This is a genomic window from Photorhabdus sp. RM96S (assembly GCF_042879335.1).
Classification (GTDB): Bacteria; Pseudomonadota; Gammaproteobacteria; order Enterobacterales; family Enterobacteriaceae; genus Photorhabdus; species Photorhabdus kayaii.
In genome coordinates this window covers 80,173-99,340 of sequence record NZ_JBHFKT010000006.1, presented here as the reverse complement: position 1 = coordinate 99,340, position 19,168 = coordinate 80,173, and the positions used below count along the sequence as shown (strand labels likewise).

Here is a 19,168-nt window from a genome sequence, read left to right as displayed (position 1 = left end):
ATGGATTTCAAGATGCATCGCGGCGGCAAGGGAGCGAATCCCCGGGAGCATAGATAACGATGTGACCGGGGTGAGCGAGTGCAGCCAACAAAGAGGCAACTTGAAAGATGACGGGTATAAATAGGATGTTATCTACAGGTTACTCAAAATAGGTGAATATTATGATAAGGTAAACGCTTGCCTTCTCAGACAAATCAGTTAACGGTGGTAAATGGTTACGGCTGATTAAGGCATTGATTCAAAGATAGTATAAATGAAGCAATGTGGACACTCATTCTAAAAGGGTCAAAACGATAATGATCCCACGCATATCACAAGCACCGCACGTCAGTGAGGTCGCACAGAAGTTCTTGGATACATTAAAGGAACAAGGATTTACCGGAGATGTTGCCAGTAGTTATGCCGATCGTCTGACAATGGCGACAGATAACAGTATCTATCAACTCTTACCACAGGCTGTCGTTTTCCCTCGATCTAGTGCCGATGTGGTTTTACTGGCTCGTGTCGCAGGTGAAAAAGAATATCAGAATTTGACATTTACTCCACGCGGTGGCGGTACAGGCACAAACGGTCAGGCGCTTAATGACGGCATTGTGGTGGATATGTCCCGCTATATGAATCGCATTCTTGAGATTAACCCGGAGCAAGGTTGGGTCAGAGTTGAAGCGGGGGTGATTAAAGACCAATTGAATCAATATTTGCGTCCATATGGTTATTTCTTTTCACCGGAGCTTTCAACCAGTAACCGTGCAACATTGGGCGGTATGATTAATACTGATGCATCCGGTCAGGGTTCATTAGTCTATGGTAAAACTTCTGATCATGTTCTTAGTCTACGGGCAGTGCTATTAGGGGGGGAATTACTTGACACCCGCGCTATGGATATAGTCCAGGCGGAATCGATTGCGCAAGAGGATTCTGTTACCGGTCGCATTTATAATACGGTGCTTAATCGTTGCCGTGAACAACGTGAACTTATCGTTGAAAAATTCCCCAAACTTAATCGCTTTCTGACCGGTTATGATTTGCACCATGTTTTCAGTGACGATATGCGGAAATTTGACTTAGGTCGTATCTTAACTGGTTCAGAAGGAACGCTAGCTTTTATTACCGAAGCGGTTTTGGATATGACTCCGCTGCCAAAAGTTAGGCGATTGGTGAACGTGAAATATGATTCATTTGATTCTGCACTGCGTAATGCTCCTTTTATGGTGGAGGCAAAGGCGTTATCGGTTGAGACCGTGGATTCCAAGGTGCTGAATTTGGCGCGTGAGGACATCGTCTGGCACTCAGTTAAGGAATTAATAACGGATATTCCTAACAAAGATATGCAAGGGTTGAATATTGTTGAATTCAGTGGAGATGATCAACCTTTGATAGATCGGCAAGTAGAAACACTTTGTCAGCGCCTTGATGAACTGATGGATGGCAATCAAGCTGGGATTATTGGTTATCAAATTTGCCGAGAGTTAGCTGATATTGAGCGTATTTATGCAATGCGCAAGAAAGCAGTTGGTTTGTTGGGTAACAGTAAAGGTGCGGCGAAACCTATTCCTTTTGTAGAAGATACGTGTGTGCCGCCACAGTATCTCGCTGATTATATTGTGGAATTCCGGCAGCTATTGGATAGTCATCATCTTAATTACGGTATGTTTGGTCATGTGGATGCGGGGGTGCTGCATGTTCGGCCGGCGCTGGATATGTGCGATCCTCAGCAAGAGATACTGATGAAACAGATTTCTGATGAAATTGTCAGTCTCACCACACGTTATGGTGGTTTGCTGTGGGGAGAGCATGGTAAAGGATTTCGTGCTGAGTACAGCCCGGCATTTTTCGGTAGCATCTTGTATGAAGAATTACGCCGGGTTAAGGCTGCCTTTGACCCGGATAATCGCTTGAATCCGGGTAAAATTTGTCCGCCGATGGGGGTTGATGCCCCGATGATGAAAGTCGATGCTGTTAAGCGAGGAACGTATGACCGGACAATTCCGGTAAATGTCAGGAATACATTCCGCGGTGCTATGGAGTGTAATGGGAATGGGCTCTGTTTTAATTTCGATGTAAAAAGCCCGATGTGTCCATCAATGAAAGTGAGTCAGCAACGTATTCATTCACCGAAAGGACGCGCAACACTGGTGCGTGAATGGCTGCGCCTTTTGGCTGAACAGGGTGTGGATCCGACGTTACTGAAACAGGGATTAGAACAAAAACGACCAAGTTTGCGTGGGTTGATTGAGAAGACCCACAATAGTTGGCAGGCATGGCGCGGGGAGTATGACTTTTCTCACGAAGTGAAAGAGGCAATGTCTGGTTGTCTGGCATGCAAAGCTTGCTCAACACAGTGCCCGATTAAAATTGATGTTCCGTCATTTCGTGCACGTTTTCTTGAGTTATATCACGGCCGCTATTTTCGCCCTTTACGTGATCATATCGTGGCGAGTGCGGAAAGCAGTACGCCATTAATGTCTAAGGTCCCTCGGGTCTTTAATTTCTTCCTGAAACAACCGTGGATGCAAGAATTGAGCCGCCGGACTATCGGCATGGTGGATTTACCCTTGTTATCCAGCCCGACGCTGTACCAACAACTGGCGGGTCATTATGCACTTTCGACCACACTGGAACAGCTTGAAAAAATGGAACAGGCTCATCGTGACGAACACGTGTTGATCGTTCAGGACCCGTTCACGAGTTATTACGATGCAAAAGTTGTGGCTGATTTTGCCTATTTGGTAGAAAAATTGGGATATAAACCCGTATTGCTGCCATTTTCTCCAAACGGCAAAGCACAACATATCAAAGGCTTCTTATCTCGTTTTGCTAAAACGGCCAAAAAGACGTCAGATTTTCTGAACCGGGTTGCTGAGTTGGGTATTCCTATGGTCGGTGTCGATCCAGCGCTGGTACTGTGCTACCGGGATGAATATAAAGAAATTCTGGGAGAACAGCGAGGGAAGTTTGAGGTTCAGCTTGTTCATGAATGGTTGATTAATACTTTACCAGAGAAAAGTGACCATGAAGAAAGATCTGGTGATAAATGGTATCTATTTGGACATTGTACCGAAGTGACTATGCTACCGGGCAGTAGTCAACAGTGGGAAAAAATTTTCCATCGGTTGGGTAGCAAGCTGAATAATATCAGTGTAGGCTGCTGTGGCATGGCCGGAACCTATGGTCATGAAAACAAAAACATAGAACACTCTATTGGTATCTATAAGTTATCCTGGCAACCTGCCTTGCAGAAATTACCATTGGAGCGTTGTCTAAGCTCTGGTTATTCCTGCCGCAGTCAGGTTAAGCGGATAGAAGGGCAAGTACTTAAGCATCCGTTGCAAGCTTTATTGGAGATAATCCCATGATTTGGAAACGTGATATTGGACTGGATAGCCTGAATCAAGTAAATAGCCAATGTATGATGGGCCATCTGGGCATAAAAATCACGCATATCGGTGATGACTATATTGAAGGCACAATGCCGGTTGATTATCGCACGCGTCAGCCATTTGGTTTATTGCATGGCGGGGCATCTGTTGTGCTGGCAGAATCACTCGGTTCTTTAGCTGGGTATCTCTGTTCCGAAGGTGAGAAAAAAGTTGTTGGGCTGGAAATCAATGCTAATCATATTCGCTCGGTTCGTAGTGGTGAAGTGAAAGGCGTATGTAAACCTATTCATATTGGCCGCAATCACCAGGTGTGGCGAATTGATATTTTTGATGAGCGGCAACATTTGTGCTGTACCTCTCGGTTAACCACATCAGTTTTGCCTGGATAAAATATAAAACAAAAGTGAAAGTAGGTTATTGTATGGATAAATAACCTACTATTTAAGTGCAAAGGTTATTTTCTACGACAAATGAATTTAATAGAAATGGTGAATTATCTTAAAATAATTAACATTGGAATAGGGAAAGATCTAATTATAAATTTTTATTCAAATCTGTAAAGGCCAGTATATATTAATTAATGCTAAAATTTTAGCGGTTTTAATTTATGCTTAATTCCACTTAAATATGAAGGGTGCCTGAGAACCAAGCCATAACAACATCTAAAAGGGCGGGAGTAAAAACCTCCCGCCTAGGGTTGCTTTACCTGTTGCTGGATTCGTAAGCCATAATTGCCGCAACCTCTGTATTACCTCGTTTGATATGGAGTTTACAGATTGAACCCCTTGTTATCCACGTGAATATGAGTAATGTCACACAAATAATGATCAAACTAAATATTGCGATTTTTTGCGGCTTCATAGCCTTCTCTCCTTGCTTTTTGTCAGGTAAGAGGCTAGCCTTATGTTGCTTATGCATAGGAATAGCCTCATTTCGATTTATAGTCGGATGGGGCTTTTTTCTTTCTGCCTGGAACATAATTCTTGCTTAGAACATAATGCTCAAGACAGAAAGTCTCAAGCACCCGGAAGGCAGTATACGTTTATTCGCATGGGATGCAATATCTTGAAAATATTTATTATAGTCACGTAATACCTTCGAATTAAATTAGCCAGCTAGTAAAGCTATTAATAAAAAAGTAAGAAATGTTGATGATGGAGTATATAGATAAAATTGTTTCTTAATGCGTTTGATTAATTGCATAGATTAAATAGAAATTCTATTTGTATATATTATGATGATAATGATAATCTCTATTTTGTATCTCCGGTTAACTATGTCAATTTTATCTGGCTGGCTGCTATTTTCATACTAGGAAAGGAACTACTCTCCCGTATATCTGAAAGTTCACATCAAATGGTATTTTTGATGAACTTTGTGTGCTTTTGTCTTACGCCAATAAGTAAAAAATAGCACAATTGATCAAACTAATAATTTATAGATAAAACAGCAAATTAAAGATATACCTTCATGTGGAATGAACATAAATCATCGTATTTGTATAAAGTTTGGGCTGATTAAGGTATATCCTCTTAAAACAAATGGTTGAAGTGATAAAGGTTATCATTACCATTATACGGGAGGAGAACTCTCCGATAACGGCGGCAAAAATGGCTATAGAACAAATATGAGGTCAACTATGACAAACAGTGTTGAAACCTTTTCTCTGAATGAAACCGCATGGCAGGGAATCACCATTACCGCGAGAGCCGCAGCGCAGATCTTAAAATTGATGCAGCAAAACCCACAAAGTAAGGGATTATATCTGGGGGTTAAGCAGTCAGGATGTGCCGGCTTTGGCTATGTGTTTGAGATGGTTAACGATCCGGCACCTGATGATCTAAGGTATGAAAATGAAGGTGCATGTCTATATGTTCCTCTGAAAGCAATGCCATTTATTGATGGTACTGAAGTGGATTTTGTTCGTGAAGGTTTAAATCAGATATTTAAATTCAATAATCCAAAAGCACAACATGCCTGTGGGTGTGGTGAAAGCTTTGGTATATAAGTGTACCAATATATGTCTCAGAGCAATGTAGAAATCAGTGATGATGTGCAGACTTGGCTCAGCGATCATCGTTATAAAGAAGGCTTCTTTACTCAGGTAACGACGGATGAGTTAGCTAAAGGTTTGAGTGAAGATGTTGTGCGGGCCATTTCCGCAAAACGCAATGAGCCCGAATGGATGCTTGAATTTCGGCTGGAGGCTTATCGCCATTGGCTAGGAATGGAAGAGCCTCATTGGTTGAAAGCCAATTATCCTAATCTTGATTACCAGGACTACAGTTACTATTCAGCACCTTCATGCGGTGCTTGTGGTGATAGTTGCAATTCACAATCTGGTGCTGTTCAAGGAACAGGGGCGGAGCAAACTAATAGCTATTTAACCGCGGAAATTGAAGAAGCATTTGATAAGTTGGGTGTTCCTGTACGGGAAGGTGAAGCTGTTGCGGTAGATGCTATTTTTGACTCCGTTTCTGTTTCAACGACTTATCGGGATAAGTTAGCGAAAGAAGGGATTATTTTCTGCTCATTTAGTGAAGCGATACAGGAATATCCCGGATTGGTCCGTAAATACCTCGGCAGTGTAGTTGCAAGCCACGATAACTTTTTTGCCGCGCTGAATGCCGCAGTGGCTTCTGATGGTACTTTTGTTTATGTGCCAAAAGGCGTTCGATGCCCAATGGAACTGTCCACCTATTTCCGTATCAACGCTGCGAAAACGGGCCAATTTGAGCGCACTATCCTGATTGCTGATGAAGGCAGTTATGTCAGCTATATAGAAGGATGCTCTGCACCGGTGCGTGATAGTTATCAACTTCATGCTGCTGTTGTCGAAGTGATTATCCATAAAGATGCCGAAGTGAAATATTCCACGGTACAAAACTGGTTCTCAGGTGGTGACAGTGCTGGGGGAATTCTCAACTTTGTCACTAAAAGAGCATTATGTGAAGGCGAAAATGCCAAAATGTCTTGGACTCAATCGGAAACAGGTTCCGCAATTACTTGGAAATATCCCAGCGTGATCTTGAAAGGGGATAATTCGATTGGCGAGTTTTTCTCCGTTGCGCTGACTAACGGCACTCAACAGGCCGATACCGGCACCAAGATGATCCACATCGGCCGTAACACTAAATCGACAATCATTTCAAAGGGCATTTCTGCCGGTCGTAGTCAGAACAGTTATCGTGGGCTGGTTAAAATATTACCGGGAGCAGAAAACGCTCGTAACTATACCCAATGTGACTCCATGTTGATTGGTACTGAATGTGGCGCACATACATTCCCTTATGTAGAAGTACAGAACAATACGGCGCAACTGGAGCATGAAGCGACAACCTCCCGCATTGGTGAAGATCAATTGTTCTATTGCTTGCAACGTGGCATCAGTGAAGATGATGCGATTTCCATGATTGTTAATGGATTCTGTAAGGATGTGTTCTCTGAACTTCCCCTGGAATTTGCTGTTGAAGCACAAAAATTGCTGGCGATCAGCCTTGAACACAGCGTCGGATGAATTTTCTCGGTTTCCCTTTTTTATGACAGAACGTTAAGTCGTTCGAAGGCATGTAATATGTTAAGTATTAAAAACTTACGAGTCAGTGTTGAAGGTAATGAAATCTTAAAAGGATTAAATCTTGAAGTTAAACCGGGTGAAATTCATGCCATCATGGGGCCGAATGGTTCCGGTAAAAGTACATTATCAGCAACGTTAGCTGGCCGTGAAGAGTATGAAATCGATGATGGTGAAATCACCTTTAAAGGCAAAGACTTACTTGGATTTGAGCCAGAAGAGCGAGCTGGCGAGGGGATTTTCCTGGCGTTTCAATATCCGATAGAAATTCCGGGTGTCAGTAATCAATTTTTCCTGCAAACCGCAGTGAACGCTGTTCGCCAATATCGCTATCAGGAGCCGCTGGATCGCTTTGATTTTGCCGATTTTATCGAAGAAAAAATTGAATTGTTGGATATGCCGCCGGATTTGCTGACACGTTCAGTCAATGTCGGCTTTTCCGGTGGTGAGAAAAAACGTAACGATATTCTGCAAATGGCCGCGCTGGAGCCGACACTTTGTATTTTGGATGAGACAGATTCAGGGCTGGATATTGATGCATTGAAAATTGTGGCTAATGGCGTGAACTCGTTACGTGATCCAAACCGCTCATTCATTATTGTGACCCATTACCAACGTATTTTGGATTATGTGAAACCTGATTTTGTGCATGTGCTTTATCAGGGACGAATTATTGAATCCGGTGATTTCAGTCTGGCGAAAAAGTTGGAGGAGCAAGGTTATGGCTGGCTTATTGACCAACAGTGAAAAAGCTGAAAAGGTGCGGCAGGTTGCAGAACGTAACCAGCAAGCATTAGCACGTTTTGCTGATTTGTACCACAACCGTCATGGTGAGGATTCATCTCATGCCAGTTTGCATTGGCAGAAAGCCATTAAAACCGGTTTTCCCCAATTCAGACATGAAGATTGGCGTTATACGCCGTTGGATAAATTGTTAAATCAGCAATACAGCAGCAAAACTTGGGAATTGACAGTAGCACAATGCGAACAACTGGCGATTCCAATGGATTGTTGGCGTGTCGTTATGGTGGATGGTTGTTTTTCACCTTTACTGAGTTCCTACGATTTTGGTCCATATCAACTAAATTTACTGGACAACAAAAGTGGACTTCTGGCGCCGATACAGGGTGAGATTTTTCTGCATTTGACAGAGAGTTTGGCTCAACAACCTTTGGTTATTACGTTAAAGGCAGGGCAAGTGGCAGAAAAGCCGCTGTACCTGCTGAATATCACCAGTGGTCACTGTAGTGAGGCATTGAATAGTAGTCATTACCGCTACCACATTGCCGTAGGCACGAATGCGAGTGCCAGCGTGATTGAACACTTCGTCAGTATTGATGAACAGCAACCTCATATGACAGGAAGCCGATTAACTGCGGAAGTGGGGGATAATGCCCATTTCGCCCATATAAAACTGGGGGTTGAGAACAGTGCAAGTTATCACTTTGCCCATAACGATATTGTGATTGGTCGTGATGCTCAAGTAAAAAGCACCAGCTTTTTATTAGGTTCTGGGCTTGGCCGACACAATACCAGTGTTAAGTTGAATGGCGAAGGGGCCAATCTGTCGTTGAACAGCTTAATGTTGCCGCAGGGAAAAGAGGTCGCCGATACTCGTACTTATTTGGAACATAATAAGGGGCATTGTGAAAGCCGTCAGTTGCATAAAACCATTGTGATGGATCAGAGCAAAGCGGTATTTAACGGCATGATTAAAGTGGCGCCTTACGCATTGAAAACTGATGGAAAAATGGCCAATAACAATTTGTTGTTAGGTAAACAGGCCGAAGTAGATACCAAACCTCAACTGGAAATTTACGCTGATGATGTGAAATGCAGTCATGGTGCGACCGTTGGCCGGATAGATGAAGAACAACTGTTTTATCTGCAATCACGCGGCATCGAACGACGTGATGCAGAGCATATGATGGTATTTGCTTTTGCTGCTGAGCTAACTGAATCTATTGAAGATGAATCCCTGAAGGCCGTTGTTATGAAACACATTAAGCACCGTTTAGCGAGAGTGGAAAGATGACTTTTTCTGTAAAAAAGGTGCGGCAAGATTTCCCGGTGTTAACTCAACAGGTTAATGGGCATCCATTGGTTTATCTTGATAGTGCTGCCAGCACTCAGAAGCCGGTTTCGGTTATTGAACGAGAAAGTGAATTTTGTTTGCACCAGTATGCGGCAGTTCACCGGGGAATTCATACCCTGAGCTCTGCGGCTACTCGGATGGTTGAAAATGTGCGCGACCAGATGGCGCAATTTATTCATGCTCAAAGTAATGAAGAGATTGTCTTCGTTAAAGGTACGACAGAAGGAATTAACCTGATTGCTAACAGTTATGGTCGCAAGTTTATCAATAATGGCGATAATATTGTTATTACTGAAATGGAACATCACGCCAATATTGTTCCGTGGTATATGCTGGCAGAACAGATTGGGTTTGAAATTAGAGTATGGCCACTGAATGAGAATGGCGAGTTGGATCAAGTCGTCTTAGCTTCTTTGATTGATTCACGGACTAAATTACTCTCTTTTACTCACCTCTCTAATGTGCTTGGTACAGTGAATCCTGTACGTCAAATCATAAAACAGGCAAGAAAACTAGCTAATGAGCAGGGGAGTTGGTTACATATTCTAGTCGATGGTGCTCAGGCCATTATGCATAAGCAAGTTGATGTGCAGGATCTGGACTGCGATTTCTATGTTTTTTCTAGTCACAAATTATATGGCCCAACAGGCATTGGTGTGCTTTATGGGCGTAAATCCCTGCTAGATGCTATGCCACCTTGGGAAGGGGGGGGCGCAATGATAAAACAGGTCAGCCTGCAAAAGGGGATAACCTATGCGGAACCACCGTGGCGATTTGAGGCGGGAACCCCAAATATTGCGGGAATTATTGGGCTTGGTGCTGCTGTCGATTATGTCACTTCACTTGGGCTGGATGAAATTCAGCGGCATGAACAGGTATTGATGGATTATGCAATGGCACGGCTGAAAGAGGTCAGAACCCTGAAATTGTATGGTCCTGAGCAACGTCAGGGGGTTATTGCTTTCAACCTTGGCCGACATCATGCTTATGATGTGGGAAGTTTCCTTGATCAATATGGAATAGCGATCCGTACCGGGCATCATTGTGCCCTTCCTTTGATGGAACATTATCACGTTTCCAGCATGTGTAGAGCCTCATTGGCGATTTATACTACGCAAGAAGATATTGATGCACTTGTTGTTGCATTGCAGAGAATAGAACAGTTATTGGGTTGAGCTAGTTATAGATCAAAAGAGTGATAAGGAAAAAGTCATGGCAAGTTTGCCCGACACAAATAAGTTGTTACGTAATTTTTCCCGTTGCCAGAATTGGGAAGAAAGATATCTCTATATGATTGAACTGGGGGCGAAGTTGCCTCCTCTTACTGACGAACAACGCCAACCTGAGAACTTAATTGCAGGTTGCCAGAGCCAGGTGTGGATACTGTTGAGAATGAATCACCAAAACAAAGTGGAATTTATTGGTGACAGTGATGCCGCTATTGTTAAAGGATTGGTTGCGATTGTCTTTATCCTGTTTCAAGGTAAAACAACCCAGGAGATTCTGGATTTGGATGTGACTGAATATTTTGGGAAATTGTCTTTGGAGCAACATTTGACACCTTCACGCACGCAGGGGCTGCATGCGATGATACGTGCCATCCGAAATAGGGCAAGTAAAATGGTTTAAATGCTAGTCTTACGCGTTTCTTCCGCTACTGATAATATGTACGGCCAATAAGGCTTCAACCTTTTACACCTATACCCTATGGATTTCAAGATGCATCGCGACGGCAAGGGAGCAAATCCCCGGGAGCATAGGTAACTATGTGACCGGGGTGAGCGAGTGCAGCCAACAAAGAGGCAATTTGAAAGATAACGGGTATAAATTTATTCGATAACATTCAGAAGTCATTCCAGGAAGCAAGCATGAAACGAGTTTTAACGTTTATTGGCGTGTTATTGTTCAGTGGGCTAACTAACACAGTCAGTGCCACAGAATATACTTTGCCAGCGGCCAATAGTCGTTTAATTGGCGAAAATACGACATTGGTTGTACCCGATGATGGACGTTCTTTAGAGGCCATTGCTGCCGAATATGAAATTGGTTTACTGGCAATGCTGGAAGCTAATCCAGGTACCGACCCTTATTTGCCGGCTCAGGGGTCTGAACTGATTATTCCATCACAAATGTTGTTGCCTGATACACCGAGGCAGGGGATGGTGATTAACCTTGCAGAGCTCAGACTCTACTATTTTCCTAAAGGAAAAAACAAAGTCATCGTTTATCCCATTGGTATTGGGCAACTCGGTCGTAATACGCCAGTGATGACAACATCTGTTAGTCAGCTAATTAAAGATCCAACTTGGACGCCGACTAAGAATATCCGTAAACATTATGCTGAACAGGGGGTTATCTTACCTGCGGTTGTTCCTGCTGGTCCGGAAAACCCAATGGGCGCATTTGCGTTGCGCTTAGCTGCCGGGCGAGGAGAATACTTGATCCACGGCACGAATGCTGATTTTGGTATCGGTATGCGGGTGAGTTCCGGTTGTATCCGTTTACGTCCTGATGATATTGAAACGTTGTTCAACACAGTGCCCCGTGGAACGCGAGTACAGATTATCAATGAAGCGGTTAAGTATTCTGTAGAACCAAATGGTCAGCGTTATATTGAAGTACATCAGCCATTGTCTAAAAAAGAGGATGATGATCCACAGACATTACCTATTGTCCGCTCAGCTGATTTGAACAAGTTCATTGATAATAGCAAGACAGATAAGAATATTGTTGAACAAGCGATGGTACGCCGTTCTGGTATGCCGGTGCTGGTAAGTAAAGGCATAGAGTCTGAAACACAACAGGAGTTGCGAGAAGAGAATATCGTACAGGTGGAAGATGATGATGTTAAAGGTGTAGAACAAGCGGTGAATAAAGATGTCTCTGAACCGTTTAAATTACCACCGTTATATCAACCTGGGCCAATCTATCGGGAAAATTAATATTTCATTGCGGACAAAGAAGCCTGCAAATATTTATCTAACAGAATCCGATGATAAAAAACGGCGCACAGATGGACTGTGCGCCATTTTTGTACATAATTACAAAAAATTATTTTTTGTAGGAACGAACTTGATTATCCAGACGCTGATTCGCACGAGCTGCATCGTCTTTAGCGGCTTGAATGTCAGTACGTACTGCGTTCACGTCATTGCTCAGTTGATCAACTTTTGCATTCAGAGTCTGAATATCAGAAGTCAGTTGGTCAACTTTAGCAGTGCTTGAACAACCAGCCAACAGAGTAGAAGCCAGAACTACTGCACCCAGTACAATTTTAGTACGATTCATTATAATACCCTCTAGATTTAAGTTAATCTCCAAGTAGCCATGTAAGTATTACACAAAGTTTTTTAGAAAGAGAATAAATTTTTATCATGAAAACCAATTATTTCAATTTTTCTCTTTAACAAGTGGATAATTTTCATCTGAATGTAAAAAAACAAAACCGTTGAGTAACATTTTAATCAAAAAAAGCCTATTCCGTGAGGGAATGATATTCTTCGAAATAATTTTAGTTAAAAATTCTTATAAATAAAAAATACAACATCCAGGTCATCTTGCATCTATTGAACCATCGGGACATCTCTTTAATACAGCCATTTTTTATACATAATTTAGGGATTCTCCTAAAACAAATTTGTTAACTGAATCTTATTGTAGATGAACAACTTGACAATGTTCAGGTTGAATCCTAGGCTCAAATTCAAACTGGTAAGAGGAGTTTGTTATGTTAACTGATCAATCTAACGAATATTTTAACATCAGCATTGACAACGGAGTCGCCCATTTACAACTCAGTCGTCCTGAAAAGGCAAATAGTTTGGCGCTTGGGTTTTGGAAACGATTTCCTGAAACAATAGAGCAACTCAGTCGTTCAGGTAAAGTGCGGGCAATGGTGATTTCTGCACAGGGAAACACATTTTGTGGTGGGCTTGACTTGCAAATCTTTGCCTCTAGCAAAGAGGCTAATACGACTAATCCTAATGAGCGGGAATCGATGCAGTTCAGCTTATTGCAAATGCAAGAGGCGATAAGCGTATTGGAACATGCCCGATTCCCCATTATTGCCGCAGTACAAGGCGCTTGCCTTGGTGCAGGTTTTGATTTAATTGCTGCGTGCGATTTTTGTTTTGCTGCTGAAAATGCGAAGTTTCGTATAGAAGAAACCAATATTGGTATGATGGCTGACTTAGGTATTCTTCAACGTTTGCAACATTTGATCCCTGGTGGTGTGGCTCGCTATCTTGCTCTGACTGGGGATACGTTGAGTGCGGTTCAGGCTCATGATTTGGGGCTGGTGGTAAAGGTGTTCCCTTCTACGGAAACACTCATCGAAGGCGCTCTCGCGACTGCCCGGCGTATTGCTGATCGGCCTCCAGCCGCTATTAACGGGGTTAAACGGGCCATGCTTTATAGCCGTGATCATGGTGTCTATGAATCGTTGCAACAAACAGCACTTTTGCAAGCTTCGATTTTTAGTCGCCAAGATATCCTGTGCTCGATTCAAGCGAAAACGACTGGAACAAAAGGTGAGTTCCAGAACTTAAGCGAAGTCGGTAAAGCTTTCGATGAGCCATGATCAAGGCAAAGATGTTGATGATATGCAAAGAGAATTCTCCACAAATGATGTATACCTGTCATCTTTCAAGTTGCCTCTTTGTTGGCTGCACTCGCTCACCCCGGTCACATAGTTACCTATGCTCCCGGGGATTCACTCCCTTGCCGTCGCGATGCATCTTGAAATCCATAGGGTATAGTGCTGGAAAATATCATCATTGTTGAGAGTTAAGCCATTTTCTGACCACGAGAAAACAGAGAATGGCATTATTATTAATATTAACTAGCATAAAATGAAAATAAATCTGTGAGTATGATGATTGGGAAAGTCATTGGGTATTCCAGCATATTGGCGGAGAAAACCAGATATTCAATATCCTGAAACACCGCTATATTTACGGTGTTTCAGAAATAAAGCGACCTATTAAATTAAAGTACGTGAACAGACGATGTATTGGTTGTGCCGCTTGGAACTAGGGCGCCAGATACCATAACCACGATTTCACCTTTTTTCGCCAGGCCACTTGCTAACGCCGCTTCTTTACCAATGCGGTAGAAATCATCGGTAGAGGCGATTTCTTTAACAATTTGGGTAAAAACACCCTTAACAAGTAGTAATTGGCGGGCAGTCACTTCATTAGTGGTTAATGCCAAAATAGGGGCTCCAGGGAAGTACTTACGAATGGATTTGGCAGACTTACCGCCATAGGTTGCGACCACAATCAGAGGGGCTTCCAGTTTTTCTGCTGTTTCAACAGCGCCACGACACACCGCTTCGGTTACGCGCAGGTTACGGCAATGGACGGCTTCGATACGGCTTGGCATAACGCGGTCTGTACGTTCACAAATCGTTGCCATGATAGTCACTGCTTCTATTGGATATTTGCCTTTTGCACTTTCACCAGAAAGCATGACCGCATCAGTACCGTCCAAAATCGCGTTAGCGACGTCACCAGCTTCCGCACGGGTAGGGCGCGGGTTTTTAATCATGGAATCGAGCATTTGAGTTGCAGTGATAACAACTTTGCGAGCGATATTACATTTTTGAATCATCTTCTTCTGGGCGAAGATCACTTCTTCAACTGGAATTTCAACACCCAGATCACCACGAGCAACCATGATCCCGTCAGAAACTTCCAGAATTTCATCAAAATTGTTTAGACCTTCCTGATTTTCAATCTTAGAGATGATTTGAATATTTTCACCGCCGTGCGCTTTCAGATGTTCACGGATTTGCAGAACATCGGAGCGTTTGCGGATAAAAGAAGCGGCGACGAAATCAACACCTTGTTGGCAACCAAAGATCAAATCTTGCTTATCTTTTTCAGCCAGGGCAGGCAGGCTGATGGAAATACCTGGCAGATTAACACCTTTATTTTCTCCCAAGTCACCGTTATTCAAAACTTGGCAAATGACCTCTGACTTAGTGACCTCTTTAACTGTCATGCCGATCAAGCCGTCATCAACTAGCACGGTATTACCGGGAGCCAGATCCGTGGGGAAACCACTGTAAGTGACAGCAACACGGTCTTTATTACCGATAACCGAAGTGTCAGTAGTAAAAGTGAAGGTCTGACCTGCGGTTAGAGAGACATCGTTACCGCCTTCCAGTTTCATAGTTCGGATTTCAGGGCCTTTAGTATCCAGCAAAATAGCGGCTTGTTTACCTATCTTAGTCATCACTGAACGGATATTTTGAATACGCTGGCCGTGCTCTTCATAGTCTCCGTGTGAAAAGTTGAGGCGCATAACATTCATGCCGGCATTCAACAGTTCGGCTAGTTTTTCTTCGGATTCTGTTTTTGGTCCGATAGTACAAACAATTTTAGTTTTTTTCATGACAATCTATCTACAGGTTTTAATTGGATAAAATAGTGAATCGCCAACTTTATGGTTTGCGCAGATACCATGTGGTGTTGAACGTTGCGCAACATCATTAAGGACAAGTGGCGGGGAAGACATGCGGTGTTTTTCGTGTGAGGTTAGGCACATGTAATCATGCGAGCTTATATACCCGTTATCTTTCAAGTTGCCTCTTTGTTGGCTGCACTCGTTCACCCCGGTCACATAGTTACCTATGCTCCCGGGGATTCACTCCCTTGCCGTCGCGATGCATCTTGAAATCCATAGGGTATACATACGATAATCTGTAACTTTTCCGTGTTCGGCAAATCAATAAGCTGAAACCATTCAACTCTAAATTGCGCCGTATTATAGAGACTTATTTCTGTGAAATGAATCGAAAAATGATTATACCCGTCATCTTTCAAGTTGCCTCTTTGTTGGCTGCACTCACTCACCCCAGTCACATAGTTATCTATGCTCCCGGGGATTCGCTCCCTTGCCGTCGCGATGCATCTTGAAATCCATTGGGTGTATATGAATTAATTATAACGGTAAACTGGAAAAATGATGCAGATCTTAACAGAGAAGAATTATCGCGCATTGCGCAAACTGTCTGTAAACAAACAACAGTGTATTTTGACGTGGGAAATAAATTAAGCAAAACCAAGAGAAGAGATAATAAAAACAGGAAGATCCATCTGTAGACTTGGTGCGTCCGAGTGGACTCGAACCACCGACCCCCACCATGTCAAGGTGGTGCTCTAACCAACTGAGCTACGGACGCACTGTAAACCGGTGTGGTCACTACGCAATTGGTGCGTCCGAGTGGACTCGAACCACCGACCCCCACCATGTCAAGGTGGTGCTCTAACCAACTGAGCTACGGACGCAATCTAAATTGCATTGGTGACAACGGGGACGAATATTAACGGCGAGTTAGCCTTCTGGCAAGGGGAATAATACAAATTATTGTTCAACTGTTCGTATTTGCATCTGCCACAGTGGGTTTGTCGTTTATTCCACCAGTTAAGTATTCATCCCCGGCTTTATAGTAAAGTAAATTAGCGGGTTGAATGTTGTAAAATTACCTCATCTGGTTGTTTTTGTGTCCATGAAATACGGGCGAATATCATTACTGCTGATGCAGTCAGGCCAATAATAAAGCCGATCCAGAACCCTTGTGGCCCCATAGCGGGTACAATATAGTCGGTTAATCCCAGGATATAACCGCTTGGTAGCCCCAGAATCCAGAAAGCGATAAAAGTGATATAAAAGATAGAACGCGTATCTTTATATCCACGTAAAACACCAGCCCCTACCACTTGTATGGCATCAGATAATTGGTAAAGCGCGGCAAATAGCATCAGATGTGATGCCATGGTGATAACTTCAGGATTGTCGTTATACATCAAGGCGATCGGCTCTCGCAGAAGGATGGAAAAGGTTGCGGTTAAACAAGCAAATACCAAACCAACCATAATTCCGGTATAGGCTGATATCCGGGCATTCTCGATAGATTTTTTCCCCAAATTATAGCCAACGCGGATAGTGGTTGCTGCGGCCAAAGATATTGGGAACATAAACATTAATGAACTAAAATTTTGTGCAATTTGGTGCCCTGCAACAGCAGTAACGCCTAAAGGAGAGATCAGTAATGCCACTATGGCAAATAACGTAATTTCGAAAAATACTGCCATCGCAATAGGCAAGCCGAGAGCTGAAATGCGTTTCAAAATATGCCATTCTGGTGCGGCGAAGCGATGTTTAGGGCGGATATCCCTTTGTGATGATGCACGTTTCACATACCAACGCATTAATAGGAACATGACCCAGTAAACGCTGGCGGTAGCAACACCACAGCCGACACCACCTAAAGCGGGTGCGCCAAATTTACCATAAATGAATATGTAGTTAATCGGAATATTAATCAATAATCCTAAAAAACTAATTACCATGCCTGGTTTGGTTTTTGATAAACCTTCACATTGATTACGCAGTACCTGATAAAACAGATAGCCCGGCGCACCCCACATTATTGCGTGGATAAATCCCACTGCTTTTTCTGCCAAAAGTGGATCTATATTGTGTTGCCTGTCAATCAGGAACTTGCTGTTGTATAGAATAGCAATAATGATAATGGAGAGAAAAATCGCCAGCCAGAATCCTTGCTGAGTTTGGTTAGCAATGAGATTCCTGCGACCAGAACCGTTCATTTGCGCAATAATGGGTGGTAAAGCTAATAGTAAGCCGTAACCAAATAAGATAACGGGCAGCCAGATCGAGGTGCCAACAGCAACCGCGGACATATCTGTTGCACTGACGCTACCCGCCATAACGGTGTCCACAACCCCCATTGCAGTTTGTGAAAATTGAGCAATAATGACGGGAATCCCAAGAGCGAGCAAACTACGCGCTTCTTTTAAATACTTCTGCACGCATTACACCTTTTTTATTAAAGTGGAAAATATTAAGAAAGACATCTGTATATAAGAAACGATTTTCGAAAAATCAACCGCTTACTAACCGGAGTATTGTATCTATTTAATACTATATTGCAATAATAATGCTGAGTTTATATTCAAATGATCAGGTTGTATTGATCAATGACAACTTGATATATACCCTATGGATTTCAAGATGCATCGCGGCGGCAAGGGAGTGAATCCCCGGGAGCATAGATAACGATGTGACCGGGGTGAGCGAGCGCAGCCAACAAAGAGGCAACTTGAAAGATGACGGGTATAAACTAATTAATAATTATACACAATCATTAAGAGGTTCTTCTATGTTTACGGGCATCGTTCAGGGAAAAGCACCCTTGGTTGCTATTGATGAAAAAAGTAATTTTCGGACTCATGTTGTTAAATTCCCGGCTGAATTATTGCCAGGTATTGAAACAGGGGCGTCAGTTGCCAATAACGGTTGTTGTCTGACGGTAACCAAAATAGAAGGCGATGAGATTAGTTTCGACTTGATGAAAGAGACTCTACGTCTGACTAATCTTGGTGATTTACAGCCAGGGGATTATGTGAACCTGGAGCGGGCAGCTAAATTTGGGGATGAAATTGGTGGACATTTGATGTCCGGTCATATCATCACGGTTGCTGAGATAGCTAAAATTTTCACTTCAGAAAATAATCATCAAATCTGGTTCCGTATCCATGATAAGCAATTAATGAAATATATCTTGCATAAAGGATTTATCGGCATCGACGGAATTAGCCTGACAATTGGCGATGTGGTTAATAATCGTTTTTGCGTTCACCTTATTCCTGAAACACTGGAACGTACGACATTAGGTAAGAAACGTCTTGGTCAGAGGGTTAATATTGAGATTGACTCACAAACTCAAGCGATTGTTGATACTGTGGAGCGTGTTCTTGCTCAGAAAGAGCGGGAACAGGTTGTCTCTCAGCAACCGGAGACATTCATGGAAGAATGCGCAATAAATGAGGAGCGATAGGCGGACTCCGATTGTCGCTTTCGAACAGAATTAACCGTGTGCTAAAAGGGAGTATTGAACTCATCAATGCTCCTTTTTGTGATTTGCGTTGCAGTGTTTTGTATATAATGTTAACTAACATAATTAATATTGTTATTATTGTGTTAATGCTCTTTCTCGTAAAGTGCAGGTTAATCCCCGTGATGATATTTTTAGAGGCTACTTTTTTATGGAAAACCCGATTGAGTTAGATGAATGGCTTGAAGAACCTACAC

General features: G+C 42.8%; 17 protein-coding genes and 2 tRNA genes. 11 read left to right on the top strand and 8 right to left on the bottom strand.

Annotated features, from left to right (window positions below; genetic code table 11):
* Positions 1-296: 296 nt before the first annotated feature.
* Positions 297-3,356 carry an FAD-binding and (Fe-S)-binding domain-containing protein gene (locus ACGF49_RS05535; protein ID WP_387490020.1) on the top strand — a complete coding sequence of 1,020 codons (3,060 nt, stop codon included), beginning with the start codon at positions 297-299 and terminating at the stop codon, positions 3,354-3,356.
* On the top strand, positions 3,353-3,769 hold the full coding sequence (locus tag ACGF49_RS05530) for a hotdog fold thioesterase (RefSeq protein ID WP_112893949.1): 417 nt from the start codon (positions 3,353-3,355) through the stop codon (positions 3,767-3,769). Before ACGF49_RS05535 ends, ACGF49_RS05530 begins: the two co-directional genes overlap by 4 nt.
* 313 nt (positions 3,770-4,082) lie before the next feature.
* Here ACGF49_RS05530 and ACGF49_RS05525 read toward each other — a convergent pair whose 3' ends face one another.
* A complete protein-coding gene (locus ACGF49_RS05525; protein ID WP_105395194.1) occupies positions 4,083-4,241 on the bottom strand; it encodes a Hok/Gef family protein in 159 nt (52 codons plus the stop codon).
* 778 nt (positions 4,242-5,019) lie between these two features.
* On the opposite strand from ACGF49_RS05525, the gene sufA reads away from it, so the two are divergent.
* The 7 genes from sufA (at position 5,020) to ACGF49_RS05490 (ending at position 11,991) form a co-directional block, all read left to right on the top strand.
* Complete coding sequence (sufA, locus tag ACGF49_RS05520) at positions 5,020-5,388, top strand: Fe-S cluster assembly scaffold SufA (RefSeq protein ID WP_011146844.1); 369 nt, start codon at positions 5,020-5,022, stop codon at positions 5,386-5,388.
* Positions 5,389-5,400: 12 nt separating this feature from the next.
* Entirely contained in the window at positions 5,401-6,897 is a 1,497-nt protein-coding gene (gene sufB, locus ACGF49_RS05515; RefSeq protein ID WP_113040971.1) for a Fe-S cluster assembly protein SufB, read from the top strand.
* Between the two features lie 57 nt (positions 6,898-6,954).
* On the top strand, positions 6,955-7,701 hold the full coding sequence (gene sufC, locus ACGF49_RS05510) for a Fe-S cluster assembly ATPase SufC (RefSeq protein WP_113040970.1): 747 nt from the start codon (positions 6,955-6,957) through the stop codon (positions 7,699-7,701).
* Positions 7,676-8,989 (top strand): Fe-S cluster assembly protein SufD, encoded by a 1,314-nt coding sequence (sufD, locus tag ACGF49_RS05505; RefSeq protein ID WP_113040969.1) that lies wholly within the window; start codon positions 7,676-7,678, stop codon positions 8,987-8,989. The genes sufC and sufD overlap by 26 nt, the downstream gene beginning before the upstream one ends.
* Positions 8,986-10,224, top strand: a complete 1,239-nt coding sequence (gene sufS / locus ACGF49_RS05500; RefSeq protein WP_113040968.1) for a cysteine desulfurase SufS — start codon at positions 8,986-8,988, stop codon at positions 10,222-10,224. Before sufD ends, sufS begins: the two co-directional genes overlap by 4 nt.
* A gap of 37 nt (positions 10,225-10,261) precedes the next feature.
* Complete coding sequence (gene sufE / locus ACGF49_RS05495; protein ID WP_113040967.1) at positions 10,262-10,678, top strand: cysteine desulfuration protein SufE; 417 nt, start codon at positions 10,262-10,264, stop codon at positions 10,676-10,678.
* A 239-nt stretch (positions 10,679-10,917) separates the two neighbouring features.
* Positions 10,918-11,991, top strand: a complete 1,074-nt coding sequence (locus ACGF49_RS05490) for a L,D-transpeptidase family protein (protein WP_113040966.1) — start codon at positions 10,918-10,920, stop codon at positions 11,989-11,991.
* 109 nt (positions 11,992-12,100) lie between these two features.
* Here the strand turns inward: ACGF49_RS05490 and ACGF49_RS05485 are convergent, their stop codons facing one another.
* The gene (locus ACGF49_RS05485) at positions 12,101-12,337 is read right to left on the bottom strand and encodes a major outer membrane lipoprotein (protein WP_036805405.1); all 237 of its coding nucleotides are present in this window, start codon (positions 12,335-12,337) and stop codon (positions 12,101-12,103) included.
* 439 nt (positions 12,338-12,776) lie between these two features.
* Here ACGF49_RS05485 and ACGF49_RS05480 point away from each other — a divergent pair, with 439 nt between their 5' ends.
* Positions 12,777-13,628, top strand: a complete 852-nt coding sequence (locus tag ACGF49_RS05480; RefSeq protein WP_113040965.1) for an enoyl-CoA hydratase-related protein — start codon at positions 12,777-12,779, stop codon at positions 13,626-13,628.
* A gap of 407 nt (positions 13,629-14,035) precedes the next feature.
* Here the strand turns inward: ACGF49_RS05480 and pykF are convergent, their stop codons facing one another.
* The 6 genes from pykF to ACGF49_RS05450 all read right to left on the bottom strand — a co-directional run bounded on the left by pykF (position 14,036) and on the right by ACGF49_RS05450 (position 17,886).
* A complete protein-coding gene (pykF, locus tag ACGF49_RS05475; RefSeq protein WP_113040964.1) occupies positions 14,036-15,445 on the bottom strand; it encodes a pyruvate kinase PykF in 1,410 nt (469 codons plus the stop codon).
* Positions 15,446-15,451: 6 nt separating this feature from the next.
* Positions 15,452-15,673: a hypothetical protein gene (locus ACGF49_RS05470; RefSeq protein WP_146748043.1), complete on the bottom strand. Its 222-nt coding sequence runs from the start codon at positions 15,671-15,673 to the stop codon at positions 15,452-15,454.
* A gap of 8 nt (positions 15,674-15,681) precedes the next feature.
* Positions 15,682-15,915, bottom strand: coding sequence for a hypothetical protein (locus ACGF49_RS05465; RefSeq protein ID WP_228902886.1), 234 nt, complete (start codon positions 15,913-15,915; stop codon positions 15,682-15,684).
* A 243-nt stretch (positions 15,916-16,158) separates the two neighbouring features.
* Positions 16,159-16,235 (bottom strand) — tRNA-Val (locus tag ACGF49_RS05460).
* 29 nt (positions 16,236-16,264) lie between these two features.
* Positions 16,265-16,341 (bottom strand) — tRNA-Val (locus ACGF49_RS05455).
* Between the two features lie 171 nt (positions 16,342-16,512).
* Positions 16,513-17,886: an MATE family efflux transporter gene (locus tag ACGF49_RS05450; RefSeq protein ID WP_113043940.1), complete on the bottom strand. Its 1,374-nt coding sequence runs from the start codon at positions 17,884-17,886 to the stop codon at positions 16,513-16,515.
* 350 nt (positions 17,887-18,236) lie between these two features.
* Between ACGF49_RS05450 and ACGF49_RS05445 the strand changes: the two genes are divergently transcribed.
* A complete protein-coding gene (locus ACGF49_RS05445) occupies positions 18,237-18,914 on the top strand; it encodes a riboflavin synthase subunit alpha (RefSeq protein WP_112875771.1) in 678 nt (225 codons plus the stop codon).
* The last annotated feature ends 254 nt before the right edge of the window (positions 18,915-19,168 follow it).